The sequence below is a fragment of the Nocardia sp. NPDC047654 genome, from assembly GCF_043205035.1.
In the GTDB taxonomy this organism is placed as follows: Bacteria; Actinomycetota; Actinomycetes; order Mycobacteriales; family Mycobacteriaceae; genus Nocardia.
Window position 1 is genome coordinate 209,767 of record NZ_JBIDDF010000011.1, and the last position, 21,278, is coordinate 231,044.

Here is a 21,278-nt window from a genome sequence, read left to right on the forward strand (position 1 = left end):
ACAGTCATCCGTGTGGCAGCGGCAGTCACCGATTACGTCATCCGACAGAGGCGGCGGGACGCGGGCGCTGCCTAGCGTCGATGGCGACCGTATGCGGTCAGGAGCCGGAGTCTTCCGAGGGAGTTGCGATGACCATCAACAGACGACGATTGTTCGGCGGAGCGCTGGCCGTGGGCGCCGCAGGGGTGGCCGCCGGCTCACTCGCCGCCTGCTCGGCCGCGGAGTCGACGACCGCCACCGCACCGGCGGGCGCAGCCCTGCGCGCCGGGGCGGGCGCACACACAACCCTCGGCCCCGTCCGGCAGATCGACGCGGGGCTGCTGAACGTCGGTTACGTCGAGTACGGCTCCGCCACCGGCACACCGGTGCTGTTGCTGCACGGCTGGCCGTACGACCCGTTCAGCTACGCCGACGTGGGGCCGCTGCTCGCGACGGCCGGTTACCGAGTGATCGTGCCCTACCTGCGCGGTTACGGACCGACGACGTTCCGGTCGGAGCGGACCGTCCGCAACGCCCAGCAGTCGGCGATCGCCCGCGACGTGGTCGATCTCATGGACGCGCTGGGTATCGACGCGGCCATCCTCGGCGGATTCGACTGGGGCTCACGCACCGCCGACATCGTCGCCGCGTTATGGCCGCAACGCTGCCGGGCCCTGGTCTCGGTGAGCGGGTACCTGGTCACCTCGCTGACCGGCAACCAGCAGCCGCTGTCCCCGCAGGCCGAACTCGGCTGGTGGTATCAGTACTACTTCGCCACCGAGCGCGGCCGCCTCGGCTACGCCCGCAACCGGCACGACTTCAACAAGCTGATCTGGCGCAACGCCTCGCCGCAGTGGAACTTCGACGACGCCACCTACGACCGCAGCGCGGCGGCGTTCGACAACCCCGACCACGTCGACATCGTCGTCCACAACTACCGCTGGCGCCTGGGGCTGGTGCCGGGCGAACCGCAGTACGACGGCTACGAGCAGCAACTCGCGGCCGCTCCGGCCATCACCGCGCCCACCATCACCCTGGCCAGCGACTTCGACGGCGCGGCCAAGGACGGCGCGGCCTACCGCGGCAGGTTCACCGGCCGATACCAGCACCGGGTGCTCGACGGCATCGGGCACAATGTGCCACAGGAGGCTCCGAAACCTTTCGCCCAGGCGATCATCGACGTCGACCACCTGTGAAGCCGGCGCGTCGAACACCCGTGGTACTGCTGCACGGCGCGTGGCTGCACGCGTCGTCGTGGCAAGGGTGGACACGGTCTCTCACGAGCCGGGGGTACGCGGTGAGCGCTCCCCATTGGCCGGGTGAGCCGGACACCGTCGCCGCGACCCGCGCCGATCCCTCCGGGTGGCGCGGTCTCGGGCTGGCGGCACTGACCGCGCACTACGCGCGCGTCGCGCGCTCGTTCGACACTCCCCCGGTGCTCATCGGCCACTGCGTCGGCGGCCTGATCGCCCAATACCTGCTCGGCGCGAACCTGGCCCGGGCGGCCGTAGCACTGGCGCCGCTGCCGCCCGGCGATCTCACCGGGCCGGTCGTCGCATGGCCGGCCGTACCGGAATCCCCCGGCGAGCCGGCCCGCCTGTCGCTGCGCGGATTCCGGGAGATCTTCGCCAACGCGGTCGAGGCGGGCGAGGCCACCGCGCTCTTCGGCCGACACGTCGTCCCCATGCCCCAGCGGCTGCTCGGTGACCTCGCCGCACGAAGCGAACCCGGTCGGCCCGGCCTGCCGGTGGACACCGGCAACCGGGACCGCGGACCGTTGCTGTTGGTCTCCGGACAGGAGGACCGCCTGGCGCCCGATTCGATGACGCGGGCGATGTACAAGCGCTATGGCGACTCCGTAGCGGTCAGCGAGCTCGCGCAGTTCGCCGACCGCGGGCATTCCCTGGTGATCGACAGCGGGTGGCATGCGATCGCCGATCATGTCCTCGGCTGGCTGACCGAGCACGGCATCCGGGCCGGATCGGGCGGCGCTCAGTTCTGAGCGCTATCCGGCGCTCGTCCCTCCGGCACAGGGGTGTCGCGGGTGAGCGCGTCCCGCAGGGCGGCGCGGGTCGTGATGCCCAATTTCGGGAAGATCCGATACAGGTGCGAGCCGACGGTCCGCGGCGACAGGTGCAGCTGTACGCCGATCTCCTTGTTGGTGAGTCCCGCTGCCGCCAGATCGGCGATCCGGCGCTCCTGCCAGGTCAGCGTGGCGGGCTCCGCGGCTGCCCCGGCAGCGCTGACGCCGAGCGGACCCAGTTCGGTCCGCGTGCGTTCGGCCCACGCCGCAGCGCCGAGCCGATCGAACGACGCCGCGGCCGCCGACAGGTAGTGCCTGGCCGTCGTCCTGCTGTTGGCGTGCCGGAGCCGAAGCCCGTGCGCCGACCGGATCCGTGCCAGCTCGAAGGGGAAACGTGCTGCCGAGGGATGACTCTCGGCACGAGCCACCATGTCGGCGGCGCGCGCGTCGTCGTCGGCGGTCATCGCCGTGGCGCCGAAGGTGAGGATCGCCAGGCGCGGGGAGATCGCAGGCAGGCCGGCCTCCCACGCGGCGGCGGCATGGGCGCGCGCCTCCTCGGCGCGCCCGGTGTGCACGGCGGCTTCGACCAGGTCCAGCAGGCTGCGCGAGGCCTGATAGGCGTACGGCGCGAACTCGCCAGGGGGTGTGATGCCGATGGCGTGCAGATAGGCCGCCTCGAAATCGCCCGCGGTGAGCGCGGCGGTCGTGCCCGCGGCGTCGGCGGCCTGGGTGAGGAACCCGAGGCCGCGCGGCCGTGCCCAGGAATCGACCACCGCCTGCAGTTCGCGGGCCTCGTCGAGGCGCCCGCGCAGCGCCGCCAGTTGCGCCAGATAGCCGCGGCTCTGCTGGGCGAACAGGTCGTAGCCCAGGTCGACGGCCCGCCGCAGCGACCGCAGACCGGTCCGCTCGGCCTCGTCCCATTCGCCGGTCGAGGTTTGATCGAGCATGATCAGGTGCAGCATGACGATGCCGCTGGCCACCGCGCCGGTCTCCAGTTCCCGGTCCACGATCCGCTGCAGGTGTGGGCGGTAATCCACCGCGATGTCCAAATGATAGGACGAGACCGCCAGTCGCGTGACGTCCCACGGCTCCAGCTCCGCCAGCCGCGCCGCGGCCGACTCCACCCGCGGCGCCACGCCGGCGCCGTGGCGCACCACATCGCTCCACGAGTCGCGGTAGATCCGCGAATGCGGCGGCAGCTCGCCCATTCCGGCGAGCAGGTCACGGGTGCTGGTCCACATCCCGGCGTCGCCGGCGTACTGACTGATCGCCAGCAGCAGGTTCACCAGTCGGACCAGCACCTCCGGCTGCTCGCGCGCGCCCCGGGCGGACAACTCCTCGATCGCGGCCGACACGCGGCGATGCGAGGTGCGTACGTCACCGTCCTCGTACAGCGCCGAATACGCCGAGGCCAGCACCGCGGCCGGTGACTCGTTCCCGCCGGGGGCCGGATCCGATTGCACGATCCGCTGCGCCTGTCCCAGCCGGGCCGCGTGCCCGGCGACGAAAGCAGCGTCGCCGAGGCGGCGCGAACGGTCCTCGTGGTTCTCGCTGAGCTGGGCCGCGCGGGTCAGCCATGCGACCGCCGCCATCGCCCCGCCGCGGCGGGTCGCCGATTCGGCCGCCGCCTCCAGCGCCGCGGCCACCTGCTCGTCGGGATCGATGGTGGCCGCCGCCAGATGCTTGGCCCGGCGCTCGACGTCGGCATGGTGCACTCGCGCCAGCGCGGCGTGCGCGGCCCGCCGCTGGTTGGGCGTGGCCAGCTGCACCACCGCCGAACGAACCAGCGGATGCCGAAACATGAAATCGCCTGTGCGCAGGTCTATTTCGAGTAATCCGACGCGCACCGCCTCCTCGGCGTCGCGCATCCGGTAGCGGCTGACCGGCCCCACGGTCGCGGCGGCGCGCGCACCCACCCCGTCGAGCGCGCCCTTCAGCAGCTCCGCGCGCACGGTCTCGGAAAGCGCCGTGATCCGCCCGCTGTACAAGCGCTGCAACCGTTTCGGCAGCGGGACCGCGAGCTCGTCGATGACCTCGTCCGAGGTGTCCGCCGCGCCGACGATGTAGGCGGGCAGCTCCAGCAGCGCCAGTGCGTTACCGCGCGCGTGCTCGAGGGTGAGGCGGCGAGTGCGTGCGTTCAATCCCGGGTGGCGCTGGTCGAGCAGGCGGGCCGCTGCCTGCTCGGACAACGGCGGGATCGTGGTTTCGGGCAAGGCGGCGGTATCCAGCCGAGAGGGGATGTCGGCACGCAGTGCGATCAGCATCTTCACCGCGCTGCCGGTGAGCCTGCGCCCGACGAAACCGCACACCTCGGCGCTGGCGGCGTCCAGCCACTGGCCGTCGTCGAGGACCAGCAGTAGCGGCCGCTCCCGCGCGGCCGCGCCGAGCAGGTTGAGCACGGCGATACCCAGCGTCATGACCGAGGGCGGATCCCCGGCCCGCTGCCCGAAGACGGCGTCGAACGCGGCGCGTGCCCCCTCGTCGAGGTCGCGCGCGTGCGCCAGCAGCGGGTACAGGAACTGGTGCAGCCCCGCGTAAGGCAATTCCGATTCGGCTTCGACGCCGGTCACGCGCAGGACCTCGTGCTCGGAGCGCTCCGCCAGCTCGGCCGCGTGCGCGAGCAGCGCGCTCTTGCCCACACCGGTTTCGCCGCGCAGGATCAGCGACCCGCCGCCCCGGGCTGCCACGAACGAGAAGAGCCGCGCCTGCTCGTCGTCGCGGCCCACCATCGCCGCGGCACATGACTCCATGTCGGTCGCTCCTCTCCCGCCTGCGGCAAGACTAACCGGTCGGTTCCAGGGCGACGACGCTATGCCGCGGCGGCGATACCGAGGTCATTCGACCGCTCGCGCGCCCGGCACGAGCCACCGAAGTGCCGCGGAAGATACGTCACCGCTACGTCATCCGACGGATTCGGCGCTGTGCCCTCGGCAGCGATGCTCGACAGGCAGCCGGAACCGTCACCGCGGGCCGGCGGCACGGCCCGCCCGTCGGGCCACCGGACACCGGCGTCCCGCCCGTCCGGACTTCGTACCGATGCCCAGGAGCAGCCTCATGACCACGGTCCGTTTCCATTTGCAGTCCACCCTCTCTCCGGCCGAGGTCGTGCGGGTGCTCACCGACTTCGGCCCCGGCCGTGCCGAAGCGTGGCCGACCATCGACGCCGAGCACTTCGTCGTGCACGAACGCGGCGAGACCTGGGCCGAGGTCACCGAGGGCACCGCAGCCGCCTGGGAGCGGGCGCGCTACGAGTGGGAGCCGGGGGGCGACACCGTCCGGATCAGCACGCTGGACTCCAAGCTCTTCGGCGCGGGCGGCGGCTGGGTTTTCCGGGCGGTGCCGCGGAACGAAGGCTCCCGCGTCGAGATCGAATTGCTCCGCACGCCAAGCACTCTGAAGGGCCGAGCCCTGGCCGTGCTGCTGCCCCTGATCGGTCCTTCCTCGCTGCGCAAATCCTTCGCCGGCCCACTGCGTGCCGCCTGACCTGCCCCTGACTCATCCACCGAAGCGAGACCATCATGAAAGACACCCGACGCCGCGGCATCCGTATCCCCCGGCTCGCTCGCGCGGCGACCGCGCTGGCGGCCGTCGTGGCCGGGGGCGCGCTGGCCGTGGCGTGCACCGCGAGCACCACCACCCACGCCGACCCCACGCCCGACGCGCCGCGACCGACCATCGTCCTCGAACACGGGGCCTTCGCCGACGGTTCGAGCTGGAACGAGGTCATCGAGCGCCTCACCCACGACCGGTATCGCGTCGTCGCCGCGGCGAATCCGCTGCGCGGACCCGCCGCCGACGCCGCCGCGCTGAAAGCCTTGCTCGGCACCATCGACGGACCCGTCGTCCTGGTCGGGCACTCCTACGGCGGCTCGGTGATCAGCGCGGCGGCAGCGGGCAATTCCCAGGTGGAAGCACTCGTCTACGTGGCGGCATTCCTGCCCGCGCCCGGGGAGACGGCGCTCGACCTCACCGGCCGCTACCCCGGCTCGACATTGCCGGCCGCCCTGGGCCGCATTCCGTCCACCGGCGCCGACGGCATGACGGGTGAGGACCTCTACATTCGGCAGGACGCGTTCCACGACCAGTTCGCCGCCGACGTCTCCGCCGCTCGCGCGGCCCTCATGGCAGCCACCCAACGCCCCATCGCGCAGTCCGCTCTCACGGAGCCCGCCACAGCGGCGGCCTGGACCGACAAGCCCACCTGGGACGTGATCACCACCGAGGACCGCAACATCCCCGTCGCGGCCCAGCGATTCATGGCCGAACGCGCCCACGCCCACGTCACCGAAGTGGCCACCTCGCATTCGGTGGCCGTCTCCCATCCGGGCGTCGTCGCCGACGTCATCGAACAGGCCGCCCAGAGCGCGCACCGATAACCCGAGAACAGGACAACCCGATCATGGACATGAAATTGGAAGTCGTCGTGCTGCCCGTCGCCGACGTCGACCGCGCGAAGGACTTCTACACCGGACTCGGGTTCCGCCTCGACGCCGACTTCACGGTGGACGAGGGATACCGCGTCGTCCAAGTGACGCCGCCGGGTTCGGAAGCCTCGATCATCTTCGGCACCGGCGTGGCGACCGCGGACCCCGGCACGCTGCACGGGCTGCACCTGATCGTCACAGATATCGAGCGGTCCATCGCGCAACTGCGCGAACGCGGCGTCGAGGTCGAGGGGCCGTTCCGCGACGCCACCGGGGTGTTCCACCACGCCGGCACCGCGCAGCGCGTCGCCGGGGCGCACCCGCGGCGCGCCAGCTACGGCTCCTTCGCGGCCTTCCACGACCCCGACGGCAACAGCTGGTTCCTGCAAGAAGTCACCCAGCGGGCACCCGGCCGCTGACGACCGAGACGAAAGCACTGTCATGACAGACGAGAACTCTCGGACCTACGACGTCGTGGTCCTCGGGGCAGGCCCGGTCGGCGAGAATGTGGCCGACCGAACCAGCGCCGCCGGACTGCGCACCGTCATCGTGGAAGCCGAGCTGGTCGGCGGCGAATGCTCCTACTGGGCTTGCGAACCCAGCAAAGCGCTGCTGCGGCCCGCCCTGCTGCACGCCGAGGCCCGCCGGGTACCGGGCGTCGCCGCGGCGCTCACCCGACCCCTCGACGCCGCGGCCGTCCTGGAACACCGCGATCGCATGGCCGCCCACTGGGACGACCGCGACCAGGTCGACTGGCTCGGCTCCGCGGGCATCGCCCTCGAGCGCGGGCACGGGCGAATCACCGGCGAGCGACAGGTGACGGTCGAGACCCCGGACGGCGCGACGCTGGAACTCACCGCCCGGCACGCGGTGGCCGTCTGCACGGGCACCCGCGCGGCGCTACCGCCGCTGCCCGGGCTGGAGACGGTGCGCGCGTGGACGAGCCGGGAGGCGGCCAGCGCCCGCGCGGTGCCCGGCCGACTGGTCGTCCTGGGTGCGGGCGTGGTCGCCGCCGAGATGGCCACGGCCTGGCAGGCGCTCGGCGCGCAGGTCACGCTCGTCGCCCGCGAGTCCCGGCTGCTGCCCCGCGTCGAGCCCTTCGCCGCGGAACTGGTCGCCGACCGACTGCGGGCGGCGGGCGCCGATCTCCGCTTCGCCACCACCATCGTCCAGGCAGAACGGGCGGGCGGACCGGACGACGGCGTGCACGTCACGCTCGTCGACGGCGGCCGGATAATCGCCGACGAACTGCTGCTGGCGACGGGACGCGCACCCCGCACCGACGACATCGGACTCGAAACCATCGGACTGACCCCTGGGCAGTGGCTCGACACCGACGACACCTTCGCCGTGACCGCCGTCGGCGGTGACTGGCTGTACGCGGTCGGCGATGTCAATCACCGCGCGCTGCTGACCCACCAGGGCAAATACCAAGCGCGGATCGCGGGCGCCGTCATCGCCGAGCGGGCCCGCGGTCTCGCCCTCGACACCGGCCCGTGGGGGCGGCACGCGGGCACCGCAGACCGGGTGGCGGTGCCGCAGGTGGTGTTCACCGACCCGGAGATCGCCGCTGTAGGTCTCACCACCGACGACGCCGAGCGCTCCGGGCAGAAGGTCGACGTCGTCGATTACGACCTCGGCCGGATCGCCGGCGCGCTGCAACACACCCCCGACTATGGGGGCCACGCGCGGATCCTCGTGGACCCGGACCGGCACGTGGTGGTCGGCGCCACCTTCGCCGGCGCGGGCGTCGCCGAACTGCTGCACTCGGCCACCGTCGCGATCACCGGCGAGATCCCGATCGACCGCCTCTGGCACGCCGTCCCGCCCTTCCCCACCATCAGCGAGGTGTGGCTGCGCCTGCTGGAGACCTATCGCGACCAGCGACGCTGACCCTTCTCCGCCGGCACGGCCGCGGTGCGTCCGTGGCTGGTGCTCGCCCTGCGTCATTCAGCTTGACACCCCTGTAAACCCGGGCTAGCTTCAGGTGGCCCAGATCACACGTAGGGATCGGGCCGCCGGGATCGCACAGGCTGCATTGCGGCGTCGAATCGGTAGCTCGACGGGGCGGTTCGGCATTCACGCCCGGGCCCCGACCGGCCTGGAAAGGCATTCAGAATGGGTATCAAAACCGGTCGAATCGCCGCTGCGGCAATGGCTGCGGCATGCGTGTTCTCCGTCGTTTCGTGTGGTGAGGACAGCAGTTCCGACACCGGAAAATCGTCCATCGCGCCGGGGGCCGTGGCGAACGGCGAACCGATCAAAGTGGGGCTGTTCAACCCTTCGAAGGGGCCTGCGACGCAGGCGGGTGTGACCACGGGCAAGAACGCCGCGATCGAATACATCAACAAGCAGATCGGCGGCATCAACGGCCGCCCGATCGAAGTCGTCGACTGCGGGATCGACAACACCTCGCCGGAATCGACCATCTCCTGCGCCAACCAATTCGTGCAGGCCGGGGTGGTCGCGACCATCGACGGCTACAACGCCGAATCCTCGGCCGCCATGCCGATCCTGACCTCGGCGGGAATCCCGCTGATCGGCCAGATTCCGTTCAACACCGCCACCGGAGCGGTCACCGAGAACCGGGTGTTCTTCGGCCCGCCGCCGGCCGCCTTCCTGGTCGGCTTCCTGCAGTCGCTCAAGCAGGCCGGGAAGAATTCGCTGACTCTGGTCAATTCCGACCTGCCTCAGGCGCATCAGGTGTTCGACCAGCTCCTCGCCCCACTGGGCAAACAGCTCGGCATCGACGTCAAGAGCGCCTACTACCCGCCCGCCTCCCCCAATTTCACCGCGCTGGCCTCCACCATCGCCGACGGCAATCCCGCCGCGGGCGGCCTGATGACCTCACCCAACGACAACACCTGCAACAAGCTCGCCCAGGCCCTGAAATCGGTGAAGTACACGGGCACGATCTTCCTCGCCGCCTGCACCGAATTCGTCGAGGTACTCGGCCCGCAGGCCGTCGGTTCGCAAGCCTATTCGCCGGTGTGGCTGCCGCCCGCCGTCGATGCCGCTCCCGAACCCGCGAAATCCAATCTGAAGGTCGCCGAGCGGTTCATCGAGAACGCCGGCGGGACCGCGGGCTTCTACGCCTACGGAACCTTCGCCACCTTGGTCGATTTCGCCCAGGCACTCACCGCGAAGTCGCCGGCCGAATTCACCGGACCCGCGATCCTGGCCGCACTGAAGGGCCTCACCGACTACCAGAGTTTCCTCGGCCCGAAGCTGACCTGCGGTAAGGCGACCAGCCCGAATTGCACCACCGACATGTTGCTGTTCGAGGTCACCGCGGACAAGAAGCAGGCGCCGGTGACCGGTGGTTTCCTCACGCCGAGCCCCGAGGTCCTGAAACTGATCCCGGGCGCGGCGTAGCCGCCTGAGATGACTCGGGGCGGGCCTTCGAATTCGAGCGGCCCGCCCCTGAAATCTACGGGCATCAAAAGGAAATCGGGATCACATGGCCCAGTTCTTGCAATTCGTCTTTCTAGGTCTGTCGACCGGCGCGGTATACGCGGTCCTGGCCTCCTCATTGGTCGGCGTGCACGCCGCGACGGGAATCATCAATTTCGCGCAGGGCGCTTTCGCACTCTGGGCGGTCTATGTCGTGGCCGCGCTGCGCACCGACGGCACCTTCGTCCTGCCCGTCGGCAGTCTCTCCCTCGGCAGTGCGGACGAGCCGACACCGATGGCGGCGGCCGCGGCGCTCGGCGTCGCCGCGGCGGCGGCCTGGTCGCTGCTCGCGCACCTGCTGGTGTTCCGGCCGCTGCGCCAGGCGCCGGTGCTGGCCCAAGTGGTGGCATCGGTCGGGCTCATGCTGTTCATCCAGGCCCTGGTCGGGTTGCGGTTCGACACCGAAAACCTTTTCGCGACACCGATTCTGCCGCAGAGCACATTGACCGTGGCCGGTGCGACGGTCAATGTGTCGGATCTGATCCTGGCAGGCGTCGCGATCGCCGCCGCGATCGGCCTGCGCGCGTACTTCACACTCACCACCGTCGGGATCGCGACCCGCGCCGGTTCCGAGGACGAACTCGCGGCACGGCTGACCGGCTACTCGCCCGACCGGCTCGCCGCGATCGTGTGGGTGATGACCGGCGCCGCCTGCGGGCTGATCGGCGTCCTCGCCGCTTACACCATCGGTCTCAACGAGACCAGCTACACCTTCTACGTGATACCCGCATTGGCCGCGGCACTGGTCGGACGGCTCGCGTCGTTCGGTGTGGCCTGCGCCGCCGGCCTGGTACTCGGCTCGTTCCAGGCGGTCATCCTGTGGGCCGACACCAAGGACTTCTGGCCGAACTGGGCCCAGGCCGGGCTCGGCGACGCGGTGCCCTTCGTGATCGTCATCATCGCGCTGTTCCTGCTCGGCGGCAGGATCCCGGCGCGCGGCTCGCTCGGATCGGTGAAGATGCCCGCCGTCCCGATTCCCCGGATCCGGGTGGCGCCGACGCTGGCCGTCGTCGCGATCGCCGTCGCGGCCATCGTGTCGACGACGGGCACCTGGCGATTCGGTGTCGTCACCTCGATGATCCTGTCGCTGATCGCGCTCTCGCTGGTGCTGCTGACCGGCTATCTCGGTCAGATCTCCCTCGCCAGTATGGCTTTCGCGGGCACGGCCGGATTCGCGTTGTCGAAGCTGGCGGACAACTGGCACGTGCCGTTCCCGCTCGGCATGATCGCGGCCGCGCTGGTCGCCACCGCGCTCGGCATCCTGGTCGGCGTGCCCGCGCTGCGCATCCGCGGCGCACAACTGGCGGTGGTGACCCTGGCGGCCGCCCTGGCCATCCAGAGCTTCGTGTTCAACAATCCGTCGCTGACACCGGCGCAAGGCAATCTCATCGCCGACCCCACCCTTTTCGGCGTAGATCTCGGCGTCCGGGAGGGCACCGATCTGGTCACCCTGCGGTTCGCGCTGATGGTGCTGGTGGTGGTCGCGATCTGCACGCTCGGGGTGATGCGGATCATGGGCGGCGCCACCGGACGGGCGCTGCTGGCGGTGCGTTCCAACGAGCGGGCGGCGGCCTCGGTCGGCGTCGACGTCGCGGCGACGAAACTGCTCGGCTTCGCCGTCTCGGCCTTCCTCGCCGGCATCGGAGGCTGCCTCATCGGCTACAGCCGCGGGCAGCTCTCGGCAGGGTCGTTCACCGTCATGATCGGCCTGACGGTGCTGGCGATGACCTACGTCGGCGGCATCACCTCCGTCACGGGCGCGTTCATCGCAGGCACCACCGGCCCGCTCGGCGTCGGCTACGTATTCCTCAACCAGACACTGGAACTCGGCGAGTATTACGAGCTCATCGCCGCGGGAGTGCTGCTGCTGATGGCCGTGCTCAACCCGGTCGGCGTGGCCGGGGCGATCACCGAGGCGACACGCCACTCGAAAGCGGCGATCGCCCGTCGATCAGGCCGCGAGCCCGCGGTCGCACCGGCGCCGGGCGCGAAGGACAAGGCGGCGGCACATGTCTGAGAACACGACCTTGTTGCGAACCGAGCGACTGTCGGTGCGCTACGGCGGCGTGGTCGCCAACTCCGACATCGACATCACCGTCGACGCCGGTGAGATCGTCGGCCTGATCGGGCCCAACGGCGCGGGCAAGACCACCTTCGTCGACGCGGTCACCGGCTTCACCGATTCGACCGGGCACGTCACCCTCGAAGGCGTCGCGCTCGACCGGTTCGGACCGCATCGCCGTCGCCGTGCCGGACTGGCCAGGACCTGGCAGGCCGGTGAACTGTTCGGCGACCTGACCGTGGAGCAGAATCTCGCCGTCGCGCTGCAACCCACCGGTCTGCGTTCCCTGCTGACCGACATCGTCGGGCGGTCCGCGCCACCGCGCGAGACCATCGACGCCGCACTGGATCTGGTGGGCGTGCCCGGTGTCGGCGACCGCCGCCCCGGCGAACTCACCCTTGGTCAGCAGAAACTCGTCGGCGTCGCCCGCGCCCTCGTCGGCGGCTCCCGGGTGGTCTTGCTCGACGAACCCGCCGCGGGGCTCGACACCCACGAAAGCGTCGAATTCGGGCAGCATCTGCGCCGCGTCGCGGCCTCGGGCATCGGCGTGCTGCTCATCGACCACGACATGCAGCTGGTGCTCGACATCTGTGCCCGCCTGTATGTCCTGGATTTCGGCGTCGTCATCGCCAGCGGCGAACCGGCCCTCATTCGGGAGGACCACCGCGTGATCACCGCCTATCTGGGCACCGCCGCACACGGCGAGAACGCGCGACCACCGGCGACGGGCGACCGACCGGCAGGAGAGAACGAATGACCAGCCCCGCTCCGAGCCGCCCGCCACTGCCGCGGACGGCACCCGCCCTGAGTATCGACGAGCTCACCGTCGGCTACGGCGGCGTCCCCGCGGTGCGCGAACTGCGCGCGCAGGTCATGCCGGGCGAAATCCTGGCGCTGCTGGGCCCGAACGGCGCAGGCAAGACCACAACTCTGCTGGCGTCGGTCGGTGCGCTGCCGATCATCTCCGGCACCATCACCGCGCTCGGCGAACCTTTGGACCGGCGCGTGGAACACAACGCGCGCCGCGGCGTGATCCTGGTGCCCGACAGCCGCGGGGTGTTCCACCGCCTCTCGGTCGAGGACAACCTGCGCCTGGCCCGCCGCAAGAACAGTCCCGCTCTGGACGACGTACTCGACTACTTCCCGAAGCTGCGCACGCTGCGCACCCGCCGCTGCGGCACGCTCTCCGGCGGTGAACAGCAGATGCTCGCCCTGGCGAAAGCCCTTCTGTGCGGGCCGAAAATACTCCTCATCGACGAACTCAGCCTGGGGTTGTCCCCCATCGCGGTGGAGGAGCTGCTGCCGCGGTTGCGCGAGATCGCCGACGACCAGCACATGGCCGTGGTGCTGATCGAGCAGCACATCGGACTGGCGCTGTCGATCGCCGACTCGGCGGTGGTGCTCCACCACGGCAGGGCAGCACTGACCGGTTCCGCGACCGAGCTGCGGGAGCGCCGGGACAAGGTCGAGGCGGCCTACTTCGGTAACCTCGAGGACGCGGCGGACGATCCGGCGCGGAACTGACGCTCGCGGCGCCACCTCCGCGGCGGCCGAGCTCGCCCGGAGGTGGCACCGTCAGGCGAAGAGTGGAGGGAGTGTGACCGAGACCGGGCACCGGGATCGGCGCAAAGGCGCGCCCGCGCGCCGCAGCACTCGCAACCGTCCGACCGACACACAGCTGCTGGACGCGGCATGTGCGGTGATGGCGGAGGTGGGCGTCGATCGCGCCACCATGGACGCCATCGCCCGCCGAGCCGACACCTCGCGGGTGACGCTCTACGCCCATTTCGGCTCGCGCGACGCCCTCGTTCAGGCCGTGATCGAGCGCGAACTCGGCAAACTCACCACCTGGATGTTCGAGATCTACGATCACGGCGAGACGATGCACTACGGTCGGCGGGCCAGGTACTCGATCGAGTCGCTGTTCGACTACGCGCGCCGCCATCCCCGCGGCTTCCGTGTCCTGCTCGACAACCGATACGACGACGCCCATCCCGGGCGCCGACTATCGGCCGCTCTCGAACCCCGTATCGCCGAAGAACTGCGCGCCAACTACGCCGAGCGTGGCACCCCCATCGGCCGCGGCGCCGACACCCTCGCCACCATGCTGCTCGGCATCAGTCTCGACATCGCCTACCGGGCGGTCATCGTCGACGGCGCGGACATCGGCGTGGCCTGCGACCTGGCAGTCACCGCTTCGCTGGCGACGCTGCGCGCGATCGACCCCGGCCAGCTACGCGCTCTCGACACCACTCCCGCGCGAGATTCATGAACCGTCACCTCACCGCCCTGCGGCCGCGCCGACTGTCCTGCCCTTCAACATGAACCCCCACGACCTCGACGACAGCCAAACCAGCAAGCTGCCCCGCTCTATCTGCCGATCCCCTGCGGCGGTGTCTTCGATCCCAAAGAAGCCGAGCAGCTCGGCTGACGGCTGCCCGAAGGCCGTTCGCCCTGAAGTTTCGGACAGCCTGGTTGCTGGACTCGGCGGGACCCGAGGCCATAAGTCGAGAAGTGGGTAACGCCGACATCCCCTGCGCCGGGGCTACCCGCCCGCCGCTGAACACACCGCCGAGGGACGTGCCGCAGCGGCGAGCGACGGGCCGGACTGCGCCGGTCATCGGGGCGGGTTGCATCCGGACGGCGGGCAGGGCGCCATCGGCGCTTGCCGGTGTTCTATCCCTGGATGACGTACTGCACCTGGACCGAATTCGTTCGGCTTACCAGTCGTACAGCGGGTCACCCCTCGGCGCCGGCCGCGCGCTGCGCGACACGGGGAGTTCGCGATGTGCCGCCGGGAGCTGATCCGGTGGCACGCGCCTGACGAACCGGCGGAACGCGCACCCTCCCAGTGACGCGGCTGCGAGAACCCCGGTCGCCGTGATTCGAGAGAAACGCGGCGACCTCCTCCGCGCAGACGCATCTTCCTCTGTTCGGCATCAGTCAGCGGCCTCGAGTTCGACACTCCGACCGGAGGTGGGTACCATGCCTGAGCATGAGCGACGGGGGGAATCCGACGCCGGGGCAGCATCTCTCGGTCGCGCCGGAGCATGTTCGCAATATCGGAACGGATGTCTACGAGCTGGCTGAGTCGTTGCGCACCGCTTTGGATTCCGCCGCGACAGATGTCGACGGTGTAGTCAATGGTTCCTGGACCGGAATCCTGGCCTCGGAGTTCGCCGAAGGCTGGACCGACGTCCGCGATGGGGGCGGTCGGATAATTACCGCCCTCACCGAGCTGGCGGAGAAGCTCGGAGTCAGCGCGCAGACATACGAATCCCGCGACGGGAGCAATGCTTCCGTCCTGAACAGCTCCTTCAGTCTGGATCTGCCGTGACCACGGAATTCACGGTCGACCTCGACCACCTCGATGAAATCGTCTCCCGACTGGCGGCGCTGGCCGGGTTCGTCGCAGACCACCTCGATGAGATAGACAACAAGGTCGCTACCCTCGCTGGGAGCGGCTGGGAGAGTGTCGCCGCTACGGCCTACCATGATGCTCACCGTGAATGGATGATCGGGGCAAGGGAGTTCACCGACGGTATCCGAGAAATGAGCGATGCAGCACGCAAGGCTCACACCGGCTACAGCACAGCGGTAGAGGAAAACCTGAAGATGCTCCGAGGGGGATGAGCGGTGCGCGTCAATTGGCAGACCTACTACGACGCCGCCAAGCAATGCCACGACCTCGCCACCGAACTGCGTCGCGCCGACAAGCCCGTACATGATGCCGTCAAAGGCGAGTGCGCAGGTATGGCCGGTGATGCCCCCGGCTGTAAACAGTGGGGCGAGGCATACGACCGTTACGCGCGCGACACCATGCAGACGTGCACGCATCTGGCCGACGCACTCACCAACTTCGGCAATGTTCTCTACGCGAATGGATACAGGTACGGGAAATCGGACCACGCCCACCCACCACGGCCGACCCTCAACCAGGCCCCCGAATACAAGGTCTCCATCCCGACCTCCGTCCACGACAACGGTGACGGCGTCAAACACAACGGTGGTGTGGAGGAGTTCTTCAGTGAGCTGACCTCAAAGATAGTCAGCACATTCGAGAAGCTGCCCAACGGTGACGTGGACAAGCTCGCCAAGGCCGCCCAGACATGGAAGACCTTCGCTGAAAATCGGACCATCCAGGAGGCCCCCGCCAGGATCAGTGCGATATCGGACCTGTTCGACGGTATGGACGCTGCCGAGAACCGTGCGTTGATCCAAGAAAAACTTCAGGCGCTCGAGTCAGGCGCCAACCTGCTCGCCTCCGCGTCACTGAACGTCGCAGCACCGGTCGCCGAATACCACACCTCGACAGTCGAGGTCGGCGAAGGCATAAAGTCGGCGATGAACAGCTTCGCGTGGGCCGTTGGACTCCTGGTCACCGGCGCGATCGTCGGAGCGATTTTCAGTTTCGGCGGCAGTATCGCCGTCGCAGGAGGCGGCGTCACCGTCGCCGCCTCCGAGACGATCAGCGCCATCCGGGGCCTCTATACGAGCAGGCGGCTCTTCCAGATCCTCAAGATCACCTTGGCTGTCAGCGTCACCGTGGGCGTCATCGACGCCTTCGACAAGGTGCCCGATCTCAGCTCGACCATCACCGCTCTCGCCGCGATCATCGCCATGAAAGCCGTCATCGACGATGATTCGCCCTCGGTGCCGTCGGAGACCGAGGACGACGCAGTGGAGAAGCGGATCGCCAAAGCCATCGCCGACCATGCCAACGGCCGGGCGGAGCAGGGGGACGGCAGTCACTACGTGTCCGGAGTGCCCCCCGAGAAACTCGCCGATTACGTCGAAAGCGTCATCAGCGGCACGAGACCGGGAGTGGAGGTCAGGTACGACCTCCGAGGTGGCCGGGTCGCATACTGGGATCCGAGCACAGGAGCTGTCGTGATCGAGGACGGTGAGGCCGGAACGGTACATACTCCGAAGGAAGGAAAGGCGTACTTTGACGATCTGGAGTGACGCAGAGTGGAGCCGGGGATGATTTCGGTTCGCCCTGAACGAGAGGTTTCCCTCAATGTCGAGCAGTTCAAAGCGGTTCGACAACTGACTCTTCAAATAGCGAATGTCCGGGAAGATCTCCTGATTCCCCTGGGCTGGAACGCCGGAGTCCAGGACTACCTGCAGCGACTCGTCCGCTCGGTGCCCCGCCAACTGGACCCCGATGTGCGAGTGAGAGTGGTCGCCGCCGAAGGCGAGGTGAACGATCCAGCATCGGCGAGCCGGTCCGGCAACAAGGAGGCGGCCGAGTTGACCGGCGACTTCGTGCGGCACCTGCCGACGTCCGTCGCCGACGTGTGGCCGCGCTTGTTGGACCTCACCTTTCAGTTCCTGGGCAGCCAGGAAGCGCGCTACCGAACAGGCTTTTACGAAGAGGAGATCAACGACGCGCTGGCGGCGATTCGAAACATTGCAGGATGAGAGCCCTCTGGTCCGATCTCTCGAACGAATGAACACGACGAGTACTCCGGAAACCATGACTGAAGAGATGACGGTTCGCCGCAGATTGCCGCTCGCGGACTCCCCGCCAGTTCGGAACTCCTCGGGGCATTCTGGTACGACCGGCTCCGACACCGAGTTGATGACGGGCCGACAGGCGCTCGGTCGTGAGTCGACGCGGGTCGGCTTCGCTGTGCTCGCTGCCGCGTTCGTTCTCGACATGCTGCTGCACATCGCCGTGGGCGCGACGGTCTGGTACATGATGGGGCGATACCCGGACACTGCCGTCTCGCCGATCGTGACCGGCGTGGCAGCCGGTATCGCCGCCTCGTTCGTCCACCGCACGCTGCTGCAGCGGCTGTTCCGAACTACCGCGGGCAAGGCGGTGTTCGGGCTCCGATTGAGGCAGGCCGACGGCGCCTACCCGAGCCTGTGGCAACTGGTCGAGCAGTGGTTTCACGGTGTCCTGGCCACGATCGGAGCAGCCTTGCAGCTTCTCGGTTGACCTGCCCGAATACTTTCGGCGGTGTCTTCGATCCCAAAGCACCTGGGCCGCAACGTGTTAGCTTTACTCTTCACACATCCGGTCGGTTGAGGGGGGCCGCCTCGTCAGCTTGTCTCCAAGACAACTGATTTCGCTTCAACGGCCGCTGTGGGCGGTCTGTACACCGAGTGAAGAGATGTGAGATTGACCGAAGTATTCAAAGCGGCACCGGCCGAGATCGCGGGCATGTCGACCCTCATGGGGACGATCGGAACCGACCTGCGCAATGCCTCCGCCTACGTCAACACCCATGCCAGCCCATCCGACAAGCCTTTGGGGCAGATCATCTCCGAGATCGTGCCCGCCTGCGGTGAACTGGTCGATTTCACAGTGCAGCGGTTCGCCGAGTTCGCCTCGATCACCACGGTTTCGGCCACGAACCTCAACCGTGCGGCCTGGATGTACCACGAGCAGGATCAGAAGAGTTACGAAGCACTGAACCGGGCGACCCTCGAATACCCCACGACTGCCCCGACCGGCGCGAACGCCCCACAGCAGGGCGTCACCGCCGCGTATGCGAACCCAGTGGCCTACACCGCTCCAACGATGGTCTCGCTCGGACCTCCGGACACCATCGAAGAGGACCTGGTTCGCAAGATCGAAGAGAAGAGTGGTTGGTTGGGCGACTTCAATCAGGGCATCCGGCACGCCACCAACAACGAGTGGAGCCCCCTCAACCAGCTCTTCGAGCCTCTGAGCGGCAACTGGAACGAACTAAAAAGGATTGGAGCGACTTACCGGATTGCTGGAGCTGCGCTCGAGGACAGCTCCAAGAACCTGTCGTGGGGCGTCAACAAACTCAGCGCCCACTGGGACGGTAAGGCGGCGATCTCGTTCGAGGACCACAGCCGAAACCTCAGCGCAGCGCTGGAATGGTGGGGACCGGTCGGCCGAACTGTCGACTTCGTAATGACCACGCTGGTCCAGCAGGTCACCGACGCGTGCCTGGCCATCGCAAACAAGCTGAAAGAGATGCTGGAGGCCGAGGTCGACATCTCCGACGGCAAAAGCGTGGTCAAGGTGGCGCTGAAAAAGGTGCCCGTCGTCGGAACCGCCTATCAGGTTGCCAGCTTGGCCAACATCGTGCTCAGCGTCTGGAACACCATCAAACCACTCCTGGAGAAGATCAAGAATCTGGTCACCTCCGCCAAGAACCTGCTGTCCAGCATCACCGGCAGCAAGAGCGGCGAACCTGGCAAGTTCACGCGGCTCAACGAAACCCTCTCCCCCCTTACCCAGACCGCTGTCAACGCGCAACAGGCTGCGATCGTCAGCTCCGATGTCGCGCGAATCGCCGCTGGCGCCGAAACACAGCAGACGGCGCCCCAGCAGGGCTACGACATCGGCGCAAACCCCTGGGAGAACGGATGATCGACCCCGATCTCGACCCCGAGGTCGAAACACAGCTGCGAGCGTTCATGGCTTCGGCCGCGGACCTGTCCACCGCGACCATTCAGCTGGACAATGTGTCGCTGGACGATATCGTGCAGCCGATTCAGGTCGAGGAGAACTTCATGACCTGGCTGGCCACGGCGCCCGACGCCTCACCGCAGCTGCGCCAGTATGCCACCCAGGTCACCGCCGGATACTGCACGTGGCCGGAAATCGAAAAATACCTTGCGCCGAGCTTGCCGCCCGAGGTGGTGGCATTGAAATCCTCGCCGCGATACATATGGATGTGGGCCGTGAGCGAGCCCGATCCCCCGGCGACCACGGCCTCGAGCGCGCCTCCGGGCAGCCCGCCGCCACGCCCGGAACAAACGACGCAGATCCCGGACCGCCGCCGGGTGCGGGAGCCCGATACGGTTGGGCCCAGCGATTGGCCGGACGACTTCGATGATCACCCCAGCACGCAAAGGAGCTGGCTTGTCTAGGTTTGCCCGCACGCATCTCACACTGATCGCACCGGCGGCGGCCGTCCTTGTCATCACGGGATGCTCCGGCGCGGACCACGATGCCGCAGACACGCCCGCACCGGTAAGCAGTACAGCCAGCACGTCGTCCTCCACCACGCCTGCCGCGCCCAGCGTGAGCCCGATATCGGGCCTGGATGTGTGCACCTTGCTGACCCCGGACGAAGTCTTCCACGCGATCGGCGAGCGAGGGCTGGCGCCGCAACGAACGATCGACGAAAAACACGGTCAGATAGTCGCGGAATCCTGCAACTGGGGTTCGGAAACAGAGGGACTGATCTCGGTGAGCTGGATGCGCGAACCGATCCCGGCGTGGGGCGAAAACGCACAGTCACACGCGTTCACCGACGCCGTCGGCCGCCGCGTCACTCTCAATGCATGGGAGGGCAAGGCGTGCACGGCTTTCGCCGAAAGCGCCAATGGCAACCTGGGAGTCAATATCGTCCCGTCCGATGCGTCCTTGACCGCTCGGCCGTCGATCCCAGGAGACGATATCTGCGACCGGAACCGATCGGCGATAGTCGCGGCCTTCGAGCGGGCGCAGCCCGCATAGCATCAGGACCGGCCGACACGTGCTCCGCGGAAGTTACTAGCTCGGCACCCGGTGATCGGGAACCAGAGCCCACGGAGTCCGATCACGCAAGACTTGGCGCGGTGGAATCGGTTGGATCGGCTGTCGGCCGGGACCACGCGAGCCGCTGTCGTGTCTCAAGGCAGCCGGTCGAGGAATCTGCGTACCTCCGCGGCTTCGCCGCTCCCAGTGGTCGGCAGGCGCAGCAACTCGAAGTCGTAGCGCCGGCAGATTTCGTCCTTCAATGCGTCGCGGTCGCTTCGTGGGTGCTGAAGCCGTCCACTTCGATGGCGCCGACCTTCTCATTGGATGATGTCGAGGATCGTCTGCGTCTTCCCGGTGCCGGGCGGGCCGTCGATCACCGAGATCGGCTACCGCAACGCATTGCGCACCGCGTCACTCTGGCTGATGTTGGTGCGGAACGGGTACACCGCCAGCGGCATCTCGTCGCCCGGTCGGGGCCCGTTCGGCGCCTGCTCGAGAATCCGGGTCAACGCGCTTTCGGGGTGAATGAAGCTCAGGCTTTGGCGATTTCGGAGCAGGACGCCGGAATCTCCGTTCATTCTCTCCGCCACCCTCCGCCAGTACGTCAGCACATCCTGCGAGCGCGGGGTGAAGGCGGCATTCGGCAGCACCTCCACACGATTCGCGCTGTAGGTGTTCCATTCGTCCTTACTGCGCACATGCCACCACGATCCGCCTCGGGCAGTCCGGTGAACAGCAAAGCCTCGGTCACGTCCTCCGGGAATCCGTCGATGAACAACTGCGCGTGCCCGTTACCTTTTTCGTGGGTACCGCGATCGGGCCCACGGTCGCCAGGCTCGGTATGACTTCTTGCCCCTGTCTTTCTCATGATCCGGGGGGTGG

Annotated in this window: 21 protein-coding genes; 19 read left to right on the forward strand and 2 right to left on the reverse strand. The window is 68.2% G+C overall.

Features of this window, described 5'->3' with window-relative positions:
- Positions 1–128 precede the first annotated feature (128 nt).
- Together ACGF7Y_RS25410 and ACGF7Y_RS25415 are read left to right on the forward strand one after the other, a co-directional pair.
- On the forward strand, positions 129–1,175 hold the full coding sequence (locus tag ACGF7Y_RS25410; RefSeq protein WP_393237276.1) for an alpha/beta fold hydrolase: 1,047 nt from the start codon (positions 129–131) through the stop codon (positions 1,173–1,175).
- A gap of 20 nt (positions 1,176–1,195) precedes the next feature.
- Positions 1,196–1,981: an alpha/beta hydrolase gene (locus tag ACGF7Y_RS25415; RefSeq protein ID WP_393237279.1), complete on the forward strand. Its 786-nt coding sequence runs from the start codon at positions 1,196–1,198 to the stop codon at positions 1,979–1,981.
- Here ACGF7Y_RS25415 and ACGF7Y_RS25420 read toward each other — a convergent pair.
- Entirely contained in the window at positions 1,972–4,752 is a 2,781-nt protein-coding gene (locus ACGF7Y_RS25420) for an AAA family ATPase (RefSeq protein WP_393237282.1), read from the reverse strand. The two genes, ACGF7Y_RS25415 and ACGF7Y_RS25420, sit on opposite strands and share 10 nt — an antisense overlap.
- A gap of 304 nt (positions 4,753–5,056) precedes the next feature.
- On the opposite strand from ACGF7Y_RS25420, the gene ACGF7Y_RS25425 reads away from it, so the two are divergent.
- From ACGF7Y_RS25425 to ACGF7Y_RS25505, 17 genes are all read left to right on the forward strand, one after another.
- Positions 5,057–5,485 carry a hypothetical protein gene (locus ACGF7Y_RS25425; protein ID WP_393237285.1) on the forward strand — a complete coding sequence of 143 codons (429 nt, stop codon included), beginning with the start codon at positions 5,057–5,059 and terminating at the stop codon, positions 5,483–5,485.
- Between the two features lie 35 nt (positions 5,486–5,520).
- Complete coding sequence (locus tag ACGF7Y_RS25430) at positions 5,521–6,378, forward strand: alpha/beta fold hydrolase (RefSeq protein ID WP_393237288.1); 858 nt, start codon at positions 5,521–5,523, stop codon at positions 6,376–6,378.
- Positions 6,379–6,401: 23 nt separating this feature from the next.
- Positions 6,402–6,845 carry a VOC family protein gene (locus tag ACGF7Y_RS25435; RefSeq protein WP_393237291.1) on the forward strand — a complete coding sequence of 148 codons (444 nt, stop codon included), beginning with the start codon at positions 6,402–6,404 and terminating at the stop codon, positions 6,843–6,845.
- Positions 6,846–6,867: 22 nt separating this feature from the next.
- Positions 6,868–8,319, forward strand: a complete 1,452-nt coding sequence (locus ACGF7Y_RS25440; protein WP_393237294.1) for a dihydrolipoyl dehydrogenase family protein — start codon at positions 6,868–6,870, stop codon at positions 8,317–8,319.
- A gap of 225 nt (positions 8,320–8,544) precedes the next feature.
- Positions 8,545–9,801, forward strand: a complete 1,257-nt coding sequence (locus tag ACGF7Y_RS25445; RefSeq protein WP_393237297.1) for an ABC transporter substrate-binding protein — start codon at positions 8,545–8,547, stop codon at positions 9,799–9,801.
- A gap of 85 nt (positions 9,802–9,886) precedes the next feature.
- The gene (locus tag ACGF7Y_RS25450; RefSeq protein WP_393237300.1) at positions 9,887–11,896 is read left to right on the forward strand and encodes an ABC transporter permease; all 2,010 of its coding nucleotides are present in this window, start codon (positions 9,887–9,889) and stop codon (positions 11,894–11,896) included.
- On the forward strand, positions 11,889–12,698 hold the full coding sequence (locus ACGF7Y_RS25455; RefSeq protein WP_393237303.1) for an ABC transporter ATP-binding protein: 810 nt from the start codon (positions 11,889–11,891) through the stop codon (positions 12,696–12,698). Before ACGF7Y_RS25450 ends, ACGF7Y_RS25455 begins: the two co-directional genes overlap by 8 nt.
- Positions 12,695–13,465 (forward strand): ABC transporter ATP-binding protein, encoded by a 771-nt coding sequence (locus ACGF7Y_RS25460; protein WP_393237306.1) that lies wholly within the window; start codon positions 12,695–12,697, stop codon positions 13,463–13,465. The genes ACGF7Y_RS25455 and ACGF7Y_RS25460 overlap by 4 nt, the downstream gene beginning before the upstream one ends.
- A gap of 73 nt (positions 13,466–13,538) precedes the next feature.
- A complete protein-coding gene (locus tag ACGF7Y_RS25465; protein ID WP_393237309.1) occupies positions 13,539–14,213 on the forward strand; it encodes a TetR/AcrR family transcriptional regulator in 675 nt (224 codons plus the stop codon).
- A gap of 723 nt (positions 14,214–14,936) precedes the next feature.
- Positions 14,937–15,278, forward strand: coding sequence for an ESX-1 secretion-associated protein (locus ACGF7Y_RS25470; protein ID WP_393237312.1), 342 nt, complete (start codon positions 14,937–14,939; stop codon positions 15,276–15,278).
- The gene (locus tag ACGF7Y_RS25475) at positions 15,275–15,574 is read left to right on the forward strand and encodes a WXG100 family type VII secretion target (protein ID WP_393237315.1); all 300 of its coding nucleotides are present in this window, start codon (positions 15,275–15,277) and stop codon (positions 15,572–15,574) included. Before ACGF7Y_RS25470 ends, ACGF7Y_RS25475 begins: the two co-directional genes overlap by 4 nt.
- 3 nt (positions 15,575–15,577) lie before the next feature.
- Positions 15,578–16,906 (forward strand): hypothetical protein, encoded by a 1,329-nt coding sequence (locus ACGF7Y_RS25480; RefSeq protein ID WP_393237318.1) that lies wholly within the window; start codon positions 15,578–15,580, stop codon positions 16,904–16,906.
- An 18-nt stretch (positions 16,907–16,924) separates the two neighbouring features.
- The gene (locus ACGF7Y_RS25485; protein ID WP_393237321.1) at positions 16,925–17,365 is read left to right on the forward strand and encodes a hypothetical protein; all 441 of its coding nucleotides are present in this window, start codon (positions 16,925–16,927) and stop codon (positions 17,363–17,365) included.
- A gap of 160 nt (positions 17,366–17,525) precedes the next feature.
- Positions 17,526–17,888: an RDD family protein gene (locus tag ACGF7Y_RS25490; protein ID WP_393237324.1), complete on the forward strand. Its 363-nt coding sequence runs from the start codon at positions 17,526–17,528 to the stop codon at positions 17,886–17,888.
- Between the two features lie 183 nt (positions 17,889–18,071).
- Positions 18,072–19,298 (forward strand): hypothetical protein, encoded by a 1,227-nt coding sequence (locus tag ACGF7Y_RS25495; RefSeq protein WP_393237327.1) that lies wholly within the window; start codon positions 18,072–18,074, stop codon positions 19,296–19,298.
- On the forward strand, positions 19,295–19,801 hold the full coding sequence (locus ACGF7Y_RS25500) for a hypothetical protein (protein WP_393237330.1): 507 nt from the start codon (positions 19,295–19,297) through the stop codon (positions 19,799–19,801). Before ACGF7Y_RS25495 ends, ACGF7Y_RS25500 begins: the two co-directional genes overlap by 4 nt.
- A complete protein-coding gene (locus tag ACGF7Y_RS25505; protein WP_393237333.1) occupies positions 19,764–20,393 on the forward strand; it encodes a DUF3558 family protein in 630 nt (209 codons plus the stop codon). Before ACGF7Y_RS25500 ends, ACGF7Y_RS25505 begins: the two co-directional genes overlap by 38 nt.
- A 389-nt stretch (positions 20,394–20,782) precedes the next feature.
- On the opposite strand, the gene ACGF7Y_RS25510 is transcribed toward ACGF7Y_RS25505, so the two are convergent.
- Positions 20,783–21,094 (reverse strand): hypothetical protein, encoded by a 312-nt coding sequence (locus tag ACGF7Y_RS25510; RefSeq protein ID WP_393237336.1) that lies wholly within the window; start codon positions 21,092–21,094, stop codon positions 20,783–20,785.
- Positions 21,095–21,278 lie beyond the last annotated feature (184 nt).